11 protein-coding genes and 1 tRNA gene are annotated in these 14,537 nt (G+C 44.4%); 9 read left to right on the top strand and 3 right to left on the bottom strand.

Annotated features, from left to right (window positions below):
* Window positions 1-22 precede the first annotated feature (22 nt).
* The 6 genes from gatA to RTP55_RS06980 all read left to right on the top strand — a co-directional run bounded on the left by gatA (window position 23) and on the right by RTP55_RS06980 (window position 4,985).
* Window positions 23-1,519 (top strand): Asp-tRNA(Asn)/Glu-tRNA(Gln) amidotransferase subunit GatA, encoded by a 1,497-nt coding sequence (gene gatA / locus RTP55_RS06955; RefSeq protein WP_312385155.1) that lies wholly within the window; start codon window positions 23-25, stop codon window positions 1,517-1,519.
* 11 nt (window positions 1,520-1,530) lie between these two features.
* Entirely contained in the window at window positions 1,531-3,027 is a 1,497-nt protein-coding gene (gatB, locus tag RTP55_RS06960; RefSeq protein WP_312385157.1) for an Asp-tRNA(Asn)/Glu-tRNA(Gln) amidotransferase subunit GatB, read from the top strand.
* A 46-nt stretch (window positions 3,028-3,073) separates the two neighbouring features.
* Window positions 3,074-3,150: transfer RNA gene (locus tag RTP55_RS06965), tRNA-Pro, on the top strand.
* Between the two features lie 175 nt (window positions 3,151-3,325).
* Entirely contained in the window at window positions 3,326-3,601 is a 276-nt protein-coding gene (locus tag RTP55_RS06970) for a hypothetical protein (RefSeq protein ID WP_312385159.1), read from the top strand.
* A gap of 98 nt (window positions 3,602-3,699) precedes the next feature.
* Window positions 3,700-4,197: a L,D-transpeptidase family protein gene (locus RTP55_RS06975; protein WP_312385161.1), complete on the top strand. Its 498-nt coding sequence runs from the start codon at window positions 3,700-3,702 to the stop codon at window positions 4,195-4,197.
* A gap of 179 nt (window positions 4,198-4,376) precedes the next feature.
* On the top strand, window positions 4,377-4,985 hold the full coding sequence (locus tag RTP55_RS06980; protein WP_159375223.1) for a nitroreductase family protein: 609 nt from the start codon (window positions 4,377-4,379) through the stop codon (window positions 4,983-4,985).
* Window positions 4,986-5,092: 107 nt separating this feature from the next.
* Here RTP55_RS06980 and RTP55_RS06985 read toward each other — a convergent pair whose 3' ends face one another.
* Both RTP55_RS06985 and RTP55_RS06990 read right to left on the bottom strand, forming a co-directional pair.
* On the bottom strand, window positions 5,093-5,881 hold the full coding sequence (locus RTP55_RS06985; RefSeq protein WP_312385163.1) for a hypothetical protein: 789 nt from the start codon (window positions 5,879-5,881) through the stop codon (window positions 5,093-5,095).
* 132 nt (window positions 5,882-6,013) lie between these two features.
* Complete coding sequence (locus RTP55_RS06990; protein WP_312385164.1) at window positions 6,014-7,564, bottom strand: CYTH and CHAD domain-containing protein; 1,551 nt, start codon at window positions 7,562-7,564, stop codon at window positions 6,014-6,016.
* A 297-nt stretch (window positions 7,565-7,861) separates the two neighbouring features.
* Here RTP55_RS06990 and rlmD point away from each other — a divergent pair, with 297 nt between their 5' ends.
* Complete coding sequence (gene rlmD, locus RTP55_RS06995) at window positions 7,862-9,373, top strand: 23S rRNA (uracil(1939)-C(5))-methyltransferase RlmD (RefSeq protein WP_312385165.1); 1,512 nt, start codon at window positions 7,862-7,864, stop codon at window positions 9,371-9,373.
* Here the strand turns inward: rlmD and RTP55_RS07000 are convergent.
* Window positions 9,370-10,554 carry a DUF1615 family protein gene (locus RTP55_RS07000; protein WP_312385224.1) on the bottom strand — a complete coding sequence of 395 codons (1,185 nt, stop codon included), beginning with the start codon at window positions 10,552-10,554 and terminating at the stop codon, window positions 9,370-9,372. The two genes, rlmD and RTP55_RS07000, sit on opposite strands and share 4 nt — an antisense overlap.
* A 568-nt stretch (window positions 10,555-11,122) precedes the next feature.
* Here RTP55_RS07000 and RTP55_RS07005 point away from each other — a divergent pair.
* Entirely contained in the window at window positions 11,123-13,540 is a 2,418-nt protein-coding gene (locus RTP55_RS07005) for a RelA/SpoT family protein (RefSeq protein WP_312385167.1), read from the top strand.
* 26 nt (window positions 13,541-13,566) lie between these two features.
* The gene (gene mutM, locus RTP55_RS07010; RefSeq protein ID WP_312385169.1) at window positions 13,567-14,424 is read left to right on the top strand and encodes a bifunctional DNA-formamidopyrimidine glycosylase/DNA-(apurinic or apyrimidinic site) lyase; all 858 of its coding nucleotides are present in this window, start codon (window positions 13,567-13,569) and stop codon (window positions 14,422-14,424) included.
* Window positions 14,425-14,537: the final 113 nt, after the last annotated feature.

Genomic DNA, 14,537 nt, shown 5'->3' on the forward strand with positions numbered 1-14,537 from the left:
TAATTAATTATAAGTGAAAATTATGTCTGAACTACATACGTTTTCGGTTGCCCAATTGGCAGCAGGTCTAAAAAATAAAGACTTTAGCAGTACCGAACTTACCAAGCACTTTCTCAATCGGATTGCCCAGCATGATAAAGCCATCAACAGCTTTATCACAGTCACGCCTGAACAAGCGTTAGCGCAAGCTGCCGCCGCCGATAAATTATTGGCAGAAGGCAAAGGTACAGACTTGACAGGCGTGCCACTGGCTCATAAAGATATTTTTTGTACCCAAGGCGTTTTAACCACTTGTGGCTCAAAAATGCTAGAAAATTTTGTAGCGCCTTACAACGCCACCATCGTTGAAAACTGCCTAAATGCAGGCTTAGTCATGCTTGGCAAAACCAGTATGGATGAGTTCGCGATGGGCTCGGACAATGAGTCATCTTACTTTGGCGCCGTGCACAACCCTTGGGATATCAGCCGTGTACCAGGCGGTTCATCGGGCGGTAGCGCGGCAGCGGTTGCGGCAGGTTTTGCGCCCTTTGCCACAGGCTCAGATACCGGCGGCTCGATTCGTCAACCTGCGTCATTTTGTGGTTTGACAGGGATTAAGCCAACTTACGGACGTGTCTCACGTTATGGCATGGTGGCGTATGCGTCAAGTTTTGACCAAGCTGGCAGTTTTGGTAAAACCGCAGAGGATTGTGCTTATTTGCTCAAAGTGTTGTCAGGTCATGACAGCAAAGATTCAACGTCTGCCAACAAAGATGTGCCCGATTTTGTCGCGAGTTTGACCAGCAAACGCCAAGCCAATGCCAGCCATGATAAACCGCTTCAAGGGTTACGCATCGGTATCCCAACCGAGTATTTTGCTGATGGCTTAAATAGCGAGGTTAAAGCTGGCATAGAAGCGGCATTAAAACAATACCAAGCCCTGGGTGCAAGCTTGGTGGATGTGAATTTAACCAAACCTGAAATCACCCTTGCCACTTATTATTTGCTCGCCCCAGCCGAAGCTTCATCTAACTTATCGCGTTATGATGGGGTGCGTTATGGCTACCGCTGTGATAGCCCAAAAAACTTGGAAGATTTATACACCCGCTCACGTTCTGAAGGCTTTGGTGCTGAAGTACAGCGTCGTATTTTGATGGGTACCTATGCGCTATCAGCGGGTTATTTTGATGCCTATTATGTCAAAGCGCAAAAAGTGCGCCGCCTCATCAGCCAAGATTTTGCCAAAGCCTTTGAAAGCTGTGATGTCATTGCCACCCCAACTGCGCCAACGACGGCTTATAAAATCGGTGCAAGCCTTAGCCCTGCCGAAATTTATATGGGAGATGTTTATACCATTGGCGTGAATTTAGCCGGTTTACCTTCATTAAGCCATCCGGTGGGTTTTGATGGTGACAATCTGCCTGTGGGCTTACAGCTGATTGCAAAGGCATGGGACGAAGAGACACTACTGAAAACTGCCGATGCGTATCAGCAAGTCACTAATTTTCACCAACAACTATCACCCATCGCCAAAGCCTAAGGAGCCTTGTTATGACAAACGAAAATAAACCGCAAGCGCCTTTAGTGGATGGCTATGAAGTGGTTATCGGTATCGAAATCCACTGCCAACTCAATACCAACACCAAAATTTTCTCATCGGCTTCAACGCTATTTGGGCAAGAACCCAACACCCAAGCCAATATCGTTGACCTAGCCATGCCAGGGGCGCTGCCTGTACTCAACAAAGATGTGGTAGAAAAAGCGGTGATGTTTGGGCTTGGCGTCAATGCTGAAATTGGTATGATGAATGCCTTTGACCGTAAAAATTATTTTTATCCCGATTTGCCAAAAGGCTACCAAATCAGCCAAATGGCGCACCCGATTGTCGGTACAGGCTATATCGACATCGTGGTCAATGAAGGTGAAAAAAACGAATACCCCAAACGTATTCACATTACCCGTGCTCACTTAGAAGAAGATGCGGGCAAATCGGTGCATGATGCGGTGCCACAAATGACGGGCGTGGATTTAAACCGTGCCGGTACGCCGCTGATTGAAATCGTCTCAGAGCCTGATATGCGCTCAGCTGCCGAGGCGGTTGCCTATGTCAAAGCCATTCACCAGTTGGTCACTTGGCTCGGTATTTCTGATGCCATTATGGCGGAAGGCTCATTCCGTGCCGACTGTAACGTCTCCGTACGAAAACCCGGTGCCGACTTGGGTACTCGCTGTGAGATTAAGAACCTTAACTCGTTTCGCTTTATCGAGCGCGCCATCACGGTGGAAATCGAGCGTCAAATTGACTTGATTGAAGACGGCGGCAAAGTCATACAAGCAACTCGCCTGTACGATCCCGACAAAGACGAAACGCGCTCAATGCGTACCAAAGAAGAAGCCAACGACTACCGCTATTTCCCAGACCCTGACCTTTTACCTGTGCATATTGATACCGCAACTTTTGAACAAATCAAAAACGCCATGCCAGAATTGCCAGTGGCACGTCGTGAGCGTTTTCAATCGGCGCTTGGCTTACCTGAATACGATAGCCGTATTTTAACCGCTAGCCGTTCGCTGGCTGATTACTTTGAACAGGTAGTCGCAAAAGTCGGTCATGATAACGCCAAACTGGCTGCTAACTGGATAATGGGTGACCTGCTCGGCGCGCTCAACAAAGATGAAAAAACCATTGAGCAAAGCCCGATTTCAGTCGTCCAATTTGCCAAACTGCTAGCGCGTATCAAAGACAATACGCTATCAGGCAAGCTGGCTAAGCAAGCCTTTATCGCCCTATTCGCTGGCGAAGGCGGTGACGATGAAACAGCCGTGGATAAAATCATTGCCGATAAAGGTTTAAAACAAGAAACCGATACAGGCGCGATTAAAGCGATTGTCGAAGACGTGTTGAAAAACAACCAAGCGATGGTCGATGAGTACAGGTCAGGTAAAGAAAAAGCCTTTAACGGTCTTGTCGGTCAAGTGATGAAAGCCTCCAAAGGTAAAGCCAACCCGGCTCAAGTTAATCAGCTGTTAAAAGAACTAATTGGATAAGTTGGTATTGCAAATTCTGTCATTTTTGGTAGAATAGTACACCTTTCGGGGCGTAGCGCAGTCTGGTAGCGCACTTGCATGGGGTGCAAGGGGTCGCGAGTTCGAATCCCGCCGTTCCGACCAAATTAAAAAGGCTTACGTTTTCGTAGGCCTTTTTCTTTTTTGGGTTTTTTTATACCTATTGTCACAGTATTTTTACGTGAATATGACAATAGTTTTTTTGTTTTGATAGATAATTTTTTGATAAAATTTTCTCACTATTTGGCTGTATTTATTTGACTGTATTTTCTGAAAAATCATGAGCGCGATCATTAAATCATTTCTTGATAAGTATAAACTGACAAATTTGGCTGCAGCTTTGGTATGGGTGGTTTTACCACTCACTGCGCAAGCCGATAGCGTTCATCGAGCACAAACCAACAAAGATGCGATTGTACGTTCTTGTCCCAATCGTCTATGCCCCGTGGTGCAGACCCTGCCCAAAGGCATCAAGTTTAGCTGGGTATTAGCCAAAAATGGCTTTGTGAACATTGCCGATTCTACCTTGTGGGTATCCACTGCTGACATTAAATAAGTGCTTGTATGTTTTCAAATTTTTCTTAAAAAGCCTGTCATGAATATGATGGGCTTTTTTGTTATGATAGTCTAAGCTTAATGTTGAACGAGTCAATTATGTCTTACCCAAAAATCATTATTTCAATTGAAAAACAACAGCTTACTTTATGTCTTAGTAGTAACCAATCACAAACTTACCCCATCTCTACTGCCAAAAATGGTATTGGACAACTGCAGGATACTGGCTGTACACCGCTCGGTGCGCACGTGATTAGCGAAAAATTTGGTGATAATTTACCTATCAACAGTGTATTTGTGGCACGTCAATTTACCGGCGAAATTTATGACGATCATTTGGCAACCACATTTCCCAATCGAGACTGGATTTTGACGCGGATTTTGTGGTTAGATGGCTATGAAGAGGGATTTAACAAAGGCGCCAATGAGCAAGGGGTGTGCGATACCAAGGCGCGTTACATTTACATTCATGGGACGCCCAATACTGAGCCAATGGGCATTCCGCTTTCTCATGGCTGTATCCGTATGCGCAATCAAGACATTATTGCACTGTATGACCAAGTGGATATTGGTACAGCGGTCGAAATTTTGCCTTAAATTTATCAAAGTTAACCTTAATAATATATTAGAAAAAATTAATAAATATGATTATTTGTTAAAAAAAATTACAAAATAGTTTTTATTTATTAGTATTTTAGGCATATAATAACCGTGTCACATCAATCGGCTTTAATAAGGTAGATTGATTATCAAATAACAATGAAAAGGAGCTGATTATGTCAGTTGAAACTTTACACACTATCGCAGAAACTCGCCGTTCTATCTATATGCTCAATGACCAATTGCCTGTCTCAAAAGATGAGGTAGTTAAACTGGTTGAACATGCCGTGTTACACACCCCCTCTTCATTCAACTCACAGTCAAGCCGCTTGGTAGTATTGTTTGGTGAAGACCACCAAAAACTTTGGCAAATCACCGAAGATTTGCTACGCGCTATGGTGAATGATGATGAAAAATTCAAATCAACTGCCGATAAGATGGCCATGTTTAAAGCCGGTGCAGGGACTATCTTGTATTTTGAAGACCAATCAGTGGTCAAAGGCTTACAAGAACAATTCCCACTTTATGCGCATAATTTCCCAGTATGGGCAGAACACACCAGTGCCATGCACCAATATGCGATTTGGAACGCCTTAGCCGCGCTCAACATCGGTGCAAACTTACAGCATTATAATGGCGTGATTGATGAAAAAGTGGCAGAAACATGGAACATCGATAGCAACTGGAAACTCATTGCGCAGATGGTATTTGGTGGTATCGCCGCCCCAGCAGGTGAAAAAACCTTTGAACCTATCGAAAAACGCTTAAAAGTTTACGGAAAATAATTTTCCAATACGCGTTTTGATAGGCGTTACAATAAAAGCAAAAAGCCAATATCTGACGGTATTGGCTTTTTTATATAAATTTGATTGCCAATCACTAAAAAATTGGGTCAATCAAGCTTCTTTTTCGGTAGCTGTTTGCTAGCCTTAAGCAGTAACATCAGGGCAGAGAACAAAATAATCAGCCAACTTGCCGATAAAACGCCAAACAGCATTTTGCCATAACGCGTAAATCCATATTCTTCAGGCAGGTATAAATACCCAGAATATGGCGCTTGTACCAAATCCATGGCAATGGGCGGCGTTAAATTCTCTGGGTTTGCAAAGGTGATGTTATCAAGCCAGCCATGTTCTTGCAGTGTTTTAGCCAATTGGGTAGAAGGCGCTTGTTGCAAATCACTATGTTCAATGCCGACATGCAGGCTACTTAATTTGGAATCCGTGTCATTAAAACTCATCCAATCGATTTTGGCGTGCATCGGTGTGGGGGATAAAAAATCGCCAATGCCCTTACCCCCAATCGCAGAGAACACAACGGCAAGCAATAACGTAAAGGCAATGCCTGTTTTGGGAACACTTGCGATGAGCATAGCACATACACCCGCCAACACCATCATAAATCCGATATTGGCTAAAGCAAGGTTGGCATAAACATCCAAGTAGCTACCAGCACGCTCGTTCGGAATCAACAACAGACCTACAAATATTAATACAAGCCAGCCTACTGCATGGGCAATAATGACTTTCTTGATAATGCGAGACTGCTTATCATAATTTGAAAAACAGATAAACCATAATAAGGCAAAAGCAAAGCTCAATAAAAATTCCACAAAACCGACAATATACATCATGGTTTCTGTGGTCGGTATCGAGATTAGCGGCTGAATGATGTCGTCCATGACTGATCCAACTAGTAATATAGTGATTGACTGATTGGTGCTTTCTACTCAGGAACTTTTACAGGCATCAGCCACTTTTACAGGCACTTTTATTTTATTCTCTATTATTTACATACATACAATCAAGCCAAACTATGACCAAAACTTTGGCGCATTTTTCACTGTTTTTAGACTCACCGCGCATTGCTCGCTACTGGCTTGCTCACGCCCGCTAAACCAACCCACCGCAAATAGCGCATTCGGGTCGGTTTTGGCTTTCTCAAGATAGTTAGCATGACCGACCACATTGTCATTATACTCACCGAGTACGTCTTGTGCAGGCTCTAAGTATTGCAAAAAGGCGTTGAGCTTAGTCGCTTTTTTTCCTTTTTTGCCATTGGTTTGGCTAGCAAAAAGCGGCGCAGCAAATTCACTGACATACCGCAGGCTTTTGAGGTCTTTACGGACACCATGCTGGCTGTCAGTATCAAGACTGGCAAATTTATCACTCGCCGCAGCAATCGCGGTAAATAATTTTTCTAACTTTTTGGCAACTGGGGCTTTGGCTTTTGGATTATCCGCAGGTACGGGCAAATGGGTAAAACCAATCAGCTCTAAGAGCAGAATTTGAAAATCATTGGCTCTGACGGCATCAATCGGCATGATATCGACTGCCGTTGACCACTCGACATGCGGTGCACCGACTGATTCTAGCAGGGGCTGGGTTTTTATTTGCAAGATTTCTTTATCGCGATACTCCCCTAACAGGCTAAAGGTTTGTTTGAGTACCATCAGCCAATTTGGGTCGATATAATCTTGGGCAAATTTGAAATGTTTGAGGGCAGTACGCAAACGGCGAATACCGACACGCAGTTGATGTACTAAGTTGCCATCGGGGCTGCCTTCAGCAATTGCAGAGGCGTTGGGCAAAATCTGCACTAGGCAGTTATTGACCACTGCCTGCAAAAACGCAAATTGGCTGATGCCTTTGTGTAATTGCAGCACAGCCAAATCCGCTTTGACAGGCTGGGCAAATTGCTTATTCGCGAGTAGCAGACTACCCCGCTGGGCTTTGGTAACGGTTGATAAATATAATTTGTATTTCTTACACCAAGTTTTAGCCACCTCAATCAAATCACTTGGGTCACCTTCAAGGAGTTCAAATTCAATTTCATGAATATCCGATTGGGTTAACCCATGATTATTGGCGGATTTTCGTGAGGTTAGGCGACCTATGCCAACTTTGCCGATATCATAAGCGATTTCGATGCGGCTGTTGTTTTTCTTAATTTGGCGAGAAATGCGCTGCACATCGGTAAAATATTGCACAGTTAAGGCTTGAGCAAGCTGGTCGAGCGGCATGATGCTAGTCAGCTGCGCTACGACTGTTGGCTCTGTAATCAGTGAAACATCGGGCACAAGGCTACTAACATCAAGGGTATCTGGCGTACTCGTCAGGCTTAGCACCGTATTGAGCTCAACGCGTTTGGCAACGCCATCACCCGCTGTTTTGAGGGTTTGTACCCACTGGCTGTCTTCAAAGCGGATACGCAGGGCAATGCCTTTTTTGGCAAGGTCTTGATTGGGGGTATCAAAATAATACGCCGATAGCCGCTGTTGCCGCGCAGTTTTGGTGTCGATGTTTTTTCTTAAGACGCTTTGTTGATAGCTTGGGACAGCAAACTTGAGTTCTAGTTCGTGCATGATGGTGTCGATTAACCTATATAGCTAACGGATAAAACACCATCATAGCACAACTTTGCTTTTTAAAAATAACCACTTGGCTCATTTGTTAGTGGTAAAATTTTAAAGCATTTAAAGAATGCCCTATGATAAGTGATGACCAGTTATGCAATCACATCCAAACCTTCTTCTTTGAGCGATGTAAAGTCAGGTATTGATATAAAAAAAATCCATTTTAAGCTATCATAACCGCAAAATTTTGATGAATTTTGTAATAAATATTTACACTGACCCTCGATTAAATAGGTTTTTTAATAAATGTCAAACGCTACCGCTGACCAAACTCCGTCTTCGCAACTCACCAAAAACCCAAGCAAAAAAATCAAACCCACCGCGCGGGTGCGTAAACGTTTGCAAGACGCCCCACCCGTTACCCTAACAGTGACCAACCTTGCCCATGACGGAAGGGGCGTGGCAACTTACGGTGACCAACCCGACCATCACCTTGATAAACATGGCAAAAAAGTATTCGTCAGCTTTGCGCTACCCAACGAGACCGTGAGCGTCAAAATCACAGGCTCACGTAAAAGTATGGAAGAAGGTGACGCGCTTGAAGTGTTGGCAAACCCAAACCCTCAACGCACGACCCCACCTTGCCCGCATTTCGGGGTGTGTGGTGGCTGTAGCTTACAGCACTGGCAACCCGATGGGCAGATTCAATTTAAGCAATCGGTACTGGCAGAGCTGCTCGAACACCAAGCCCATATCCAGCCTGAAAACTGGCTTCCCCCATTGGTTGCTGACCGTTTGGGCTACCGCACCAAGGCACGTATGGGCGTGCGCTATGTTGAGAAAAAAGGCACAGCATTGGTCGGTTTTCGTGAGCGCGCCAGTAATTTTTTGGCAAATTTAAATGAATGCCATATACTTGACCCGCGTGTCGGCTTTGAAATTGAGAACTTAAAAGCGCTTATTAGCTCGCTTGACGCCCGTGACCATATTCCACAGCTTGAATTAGCGATGGGTGAAACGCTTGATGATGTTATCGATAGCAAAAAATCAATTGCCGTTATTGTCCGTCATATGGTGGCTTTAGGTGAGCATGATATCGCAAAACTGCAAGCTTTTTTTGCCGAGCGTAACTGGCAGTTATTCTTACAGCCCAAAGGTAGCGACACGGTACATCGTATTGACCCATTGTATGAAAATACTGCCCATGCGCGCCCATCAAGCCTGACCGTGCCACCGACGGGCGGTTTGTTTTATCGGTTGCCAGAGTCTGATGTGACGTTTGAATTCTCACCACTGGATTTTACCCAAGTCAATTTGTCAGTCAATCGTAAAATGACCAAGCTGGCAATTGATTTGTTAGATTTGAAGCCAGGCGAGCGAGTGCTTGATTTATTTTGCGGTTTGGGCAATTTTAGTCTGCCACTGGCACGTCAAGTGGGTGAAACTGGCTTTGTGATTGGGGTGGAAGGTAGCAGTGAGATGACACAGCGCGCCAAAATGAATGCCTCCGCCAACGGCTTGCACCATACCGACTTTTTTGCCCAAGATTTAACCAAAGATTTCTCGAGTGAGCCTTGGGTTGGGCAAGTCGATGCACTGCTGATTGACCCACCTCGCTCAGGTGCCTTAGAAGTGATGCAGTATCTGGATAAATTCAATGCCAAACGCATTGTGTATGTGTCGTGCAATCCGATTACGCTTGCCCGCGATACCGCCGTGCTGCTTGACAAAGGCTACAAGCTCACCCACGCGGGCGTGATGGATATGTTCCCGCACACAGGGCATGTGGAAAGTATTGCAAGATTTGAGAAACGCTAAAATTTGGCTTTATTCATACAATTTAAATAGCGTACGTTGACTTTGTCAGCGTACCATTTGGTATTGTAGTCACGGCTAAGCTTTGCCCCAGAGATGACCACTTGTGGCATGATGGCGGTAGGTGCATTTTTGCCAGTTTTCATTTTGTAAAGACTACCGATGGTGCGATAGGTTTCGGTATTTTCAAAATCTTGGCTTTTTTCTTTTGCCAAGTCCATGCGCACTTGTCGCTCCGTCAGGCTAATCATGCCTTGTTGTATCATTGATATCAGCGCCTGCTCACTTTGGCTGATATTGGCACTGATTTTATTGCCTTTTTCATAAATCAATAAATCCCCGTCATAGTCTATTTCGGCTTTGGATAACTCGTGCAGCATTTTTTGGAAAGCCGCATTACGGCTTGAATACATCCCTGAGTTGTAGTCAGCGAAGCGATAAATCGGGTCTTGATAATTGGCTTTATACAGTAGTAAGCGATGGATACCATAGTACAATCCGCCATATTGGCTATATAGGTCTTTACGCAGTTCAAGGTTATTGCCACTCATCCGGCGATGGTCACGCGCATAACTTACTTGCACCTGCATTGAGCCTAACGTGGTAATCGGGTCTAATTTTTCTTCGATATCCCCACCCACCAATTTGGTAACGCTGTTCAGTTTGCTGGCATAATATTTGCTTGAAAAATACGCAAACATCTGATGATAAATGTCGTCAAGTTCTTCTTCGGTTTTGACTTTAGCGATTTGTTTTTCAAAGCTGTTGTCAGGCGTGGGCTCAGTTTTTAGCATGGTGCGAAAATACGGGGCTAGCGTTGAGCCCAATTTTTCTTCCAACTCCTCATTCATCGCTTTTAGGCTTGATTGCCCCAAATTCGCGACGGGCGGATTGGCTTTAAAATTGGACTCTTGGTCAATAATGGCAACAGCGGTACAAATATTTTGCGCGTTTTTTTCTATTTTTAGGGTATCAAAAATTTGGTTGATGTCTTGTGCCCAGCTTTTGCTATCTTGTCCACGTTTGGGAATCAGTTTGGCAATTTGTTTGGCACCAATGGGCGAGTTAGCGTCGGTTTGGGTTTGAAAATAATCACACCCTGTCAATCCAAGCGATAAAGTCAGCGTTATCGCCAACATTGACAGGGTTTTACCAAAGTTTGCAAGGCTTTTTGAGCGGGTCATGGTAAAATCTGACGCTATAGTAGTCGCATTTGTAACAAAATGAGATGGTAATTTCATTAAACTCACCTATACTGAACAAGATAGTTTTATCCTAGTTTGGATTGAAGTTCGGGCAAATCACTGATTGGGCAGTTGACTGACACTAACTTGAGTGATACAAAAATTTTATCGACGGGTTGACTTGCAATTGTTTGCTAATAGACACATCTTAATAAAATTAACACATGAGTAAGCGTAATAAAGTTAGTGTTAAATGGCTAAACATGGGCACCCCAAAACGGTTATGATATATAAAACGGTTAAGATATATAAAGTGACTATGGCATTTACTTTATTTTAACGTTTAACATTTATTTTAAGGGTTAACACGCCCAAAACCAACGCACTATCATAGCTAAAACGCGCTGCTATAGCGACTACTCTGTCATATTTTATTATTGCTAGCGCAGTATCAAATCAAACTTAATCACACAAAAACTCACAGGGAAAGTGAGTTGATAATTTTAAATGAACAAGGTTAGTTTTTTTGCTCTTTGAGGAAATCTGGTAAGTAAGGTGTAGAATTGACATGGTAAAAATACGAGAAAGTTTGCCGCTATTGGATGGAAAAGACGTTGATCATGATAGTACCACGATGATTGCGAGTATCACTGCCAGCCAGCGTCATTTCACCCATACTGACTTGCCCATTGTCTCTGAGCCTGCCAGCCACATCATCGATGAGCATACCATTGATACCGAAGCTTGGCTGGCATCGATGGCAAAACGCGCTCATCTCACTGAGCTGCCTGAGCTGACCAAAGCCTGTCAACTACTCAAAAATCAAGATTTAAGTACCGAAAGCAACCGCTCTAATGCGTTTTTGACTGGGATTGGGATTGCCGATATTTTGGGTTATCTGTACCAAGATGAAGCCACGCTCGTTGCTGCGATGTTATATCGTGCCGCGCGTATCCAAATTTTTACTCCCAAACAAATCCAAGCCACCTTTGGCGATGAAGTCGCAGAGCTGGTGCAAGAAACCCTAGCGCTGGGGCGACTGTCTGATTTGATAGAAAACAACAAGCGCTTAGAAGACCACTTTAATAACAACCAGCGCGAGCAGTTATCAGGCATTTATAACATGCTCATCTCGATGACCAACGATGTGCGCGTGGTGCTAATCAAATTAGCTGAGCGTACTTTTGCGATGCGAGAGCTGTCGTATGCTAGTCCTGAGCGTCAGCAACGGGTCGCGCGTGAGGTCATGACAATCTACGCGCCGCTAGCGCATCGTATGGGTATTGCACAGCTTAAATGGGAGCTTGAGGACTTATCGTTTCGTTATCTTGCGCCTGACCGCTACAAAGAAATCGCCAAATTACTCTCTGAAAAACGTAGCGAGCGCGAAACCTATATCGACCGGGTTGCCCAACAACTGCGTGAGGCGTTAGCTGCCCAAGGGATTGACGGGGAAATCACCGGTCGTGTCAAACACATCTACTCGATTTATCGTAAGATGAAACTCAAATCACTGTCGTTTGACCAGTTATATGACATCCGCGCACTGCGGGTACTGGTGCATAACAATGCCGATTGTTATCACGTATTGGGGCTGGTGCATGGTTTGTGGCGCTATATTCCCGAACAGTTTGATGACTATATCACCAACCCAAAAACCAATGGCTATCGCTCGCTACATACCGCGGTGATTGCTGAGAACAAATCGCTTGAAGTACAAATTCGTACCTTTGACATGCACTATGAAGCTGAACTTGGCATGTGTGCACACGTCAACTACAAAGAAGGTACCAAAAACAAAAAAGACGACTATCTGACCAAAAAAATCAGCTCACTGCGTCAGTTATTGCTCAATCAAGAAAATGCTGACAATCATGACCCGTTAAAATTTGTACTAGATAAACATGTTGAGCATGAGCATGGCGAGCTCGATGAAGAAGAACAAGTCGTTGATTTTGGGGAATTTGAGCGGATTTATGTGTTTAGTCGTGATGGCGATATCATCGAATTGCCCAAAGGCTCAACTGTGCTTGATTTTGCCTATCATGTGCATACCCATGTCGGCAATCGCGCCCAAGCCGCTCGCGTCAACAAACGCTATGTGCCGCTCACCTATCAGCTCAAAACAGGCGAACAAGTTGAAATTATTACCAAGCAATCACGCGAGCCAAACCGTGATTGGCTAGTGGCATCCTTAGGTTATATCAATACCAGTCGCGCTCGTAGCAAATTGCGCCAATGGTTTAATAAGCAAGACCGTGATAAAAATATCGAAACAGGTAAGCACATATTAACCAAAGAATTGGCGCGCATGTCGGTACACCCTAACAGTATCGATTTAAATGATTACGTCAAATTTTTTAATGCCAAAAACAGTGATGATATTTTGGTAGGACTAGTCAATGGCAACGTTGAATTGCATAATTTGACCGGTCATATCAGTCGTCATCTAGATTTAGAACCCGAAGTCACTGATACTGAGCTTATCCCCAGTATTCACCCCAAAGCCACAGGCAAGCTAGATGCGTATAAAATCGAAGTCGATGGCTTGGATAACATTGCTATTCACTTGGCAAATTGCTGCTCGCCTGTGCAAGGTGAGTCAATTGCAGGATATATCACCCAGTCCAATGGCGTATCCGTCCACCGTAGTGATTGCGTCGAATACGAACGACTGGTGGAGCGGGAGCCTGAACGCGCCATTAGTGCCGCTTGGTATGGCAATAAAGGCAAAAGCCAATTGGTACAAATATACCTTGAATCGTATGACAGGCGGGGCTTACTCAAAGACCTGACCCAAATCATCGACCAAGAAAATGTCAATATCCGCCAAGTCGATACCCTAAGCGGGGATGATGATATCGCGCGGTTGAATTTTACCATAGAAGTGACGGGGCTAAGTCAGTTATCTAAGCTGCTCGCAAAACTAGAGCAGCAACATGGTATTATCTTGGCGCGTCGTATCGTCAATAACAACAAGTCTTAATGCTTTAAATAGGAGTCACGCGGCATATGCCAGAATTGCCCGAAGTGCAGACGACAGCCACGAGTCTGCAACCTTTGCTCAATCAAACCGTTGAAAAAGTTAGCGTCTTTCAGCCCAAATTGCGCTGGGCGGTGCCTGATGACTTGGTGAGTTTGGTAGATTATCAACTTGTCGACATTGAGCGCCGCGCCAAATATCTGATTCTCACCTTTGACGGGGGCGTGGCGCTAAAAAAGTTACTCATCCACTTAGGTATGTCGGGTAGCTTACAGCAGCATCCTGTGGGGTTTGACAAGCGTAAACACGATCACGTGATTTTGACGTTTAATGATGGTAAAAAACTCACCCAACTGCATTATCATGACCCACGGCGGTTTGGCATGCTACTGTGGCTAGAGGACTATGAAGACAAACTGATTACCCATTTGGGTATAGAGCCGTTGTCAGAAGACTTTAGCGCTGACTATCTATATCACCATATCCACAATCGCAAAAAACCGATTGAACGCCCCATCAAATCGGTGATTATGGCGCAAGAGATTGTGGTCGGTGTGGGCAATATCTATGCAACCGAAAGCCTATTTTTATCAAAAATTCATCCGTTGACCCCTGCCTATCTCATCAGCCACGAACAGCTCACCACCTTGGTCGCCCATATTCGACAAGTCCTACAAACATCGATTGAAAAAGGTGGCTCAACGTTAAAAGATTTTACCGTAGCCGATGGACAAACGGGGTATTTTCAGCAGACGTTATTGGTGTATGGGCATAAAGGCGTTGATTGCCCAAGCTGTGGCACTACCATCGAAAACGTCAAAATCAATCAGCGGGCGAGCACATTCTGTCCCACTTGCCAGCCGCTGATAACCATAAAAAAACCGTGAAAAAATCAGTGAAAAAACCACTCAAAAAAACGCTTAAAAAAATAACGGCTCTGCTTTAACGTAAAAAAACCTGCAGCAAAGACAATTTTACTTGATAATTCTTGGCAAAATTG

This window comes from Moraxella sp. CTOTU47579 (genome assembly GCF_032004885.1).
Taxonomy (GTDB): domain Bacteria; phylum Pseudomonadota; class Gammaproteobacteria; order Pseudomonadales; family Moraxellaceae; genus Faucicola; species Faucicola tetraodonis.

Coding starts and splice junctions, on each gene's coding strand:
- RTP55_RS06975 (WP_312385161.1), top strand. CDS start 3,700: ATGTCTTACCCAAAAATCATTATTTCAATTGAAAAACAACAGCTTACT.
- mutM (WP_312385169.1), top strand. CDS start 13,567: ATGCCAGAATTGCCCGAAGTGCAGACGACAGCCACGAGTCTGCAACCT.
- RTP55_RS06970 (WP_312385159.1), top strand. CDS start 3,326: ATGAGCGCGATCATTAAATCATTTCTTGATAAGTATAAACTGACAAAT.
- gatB (WP_312385157.1), top strand. CDS start 1,531: ATGACAAACGAAAATAAACCGCAAGCGCCTTTAGTGGATGGCTATGAA.
- rlmD (WP_312385165.1), top strand. CDS start 7,862: ATGTCAAACGCTACCGCTGACCAAACTCCGTCTTCGCAACTCACCAAA.
- RTP55_RS06990 (WP_312385164.1), bottom strand. CDS start 7,564: ATGCACGAACTAGAACTCAAGTTTGCTGTCCCAAGCTATCAACAAAGC.
- RTP55_RS06985 (WP_312385163.1), bottom strand. CDS start 5,881: ATGGACGACATCATTCAGCCGCTAATCTCGATACCGACCACAGAAACC.
- RTP55_RS06980 (WP_159375223.1), top strand. CDS start 4,377: ATGTCAGTTGAAACTTTACACACTATCGCAGAAACTCGCCGTTCTATC.
- gatA (WP_312385155.1), top strand. CDS start 23: ATGTCTGAACTACATACGTTTTCGGTTGCCCAATTGGCAGCAGGTCTA.
- RTP55_RS07000 (WP_312385224.1), bottom strand. CDS start 10,554: ATGACCCGCTCAAAAAGCCTTGCAAACTTTGGTAAAACCCTGTCAATG.
- RTP55_RS07005 (WP_312385167.1), top strand. CDS start 11,123: ATGGTAAAAATACGAGAAAGTTTGCCGCTATTGGATGGAAAAGACGTT.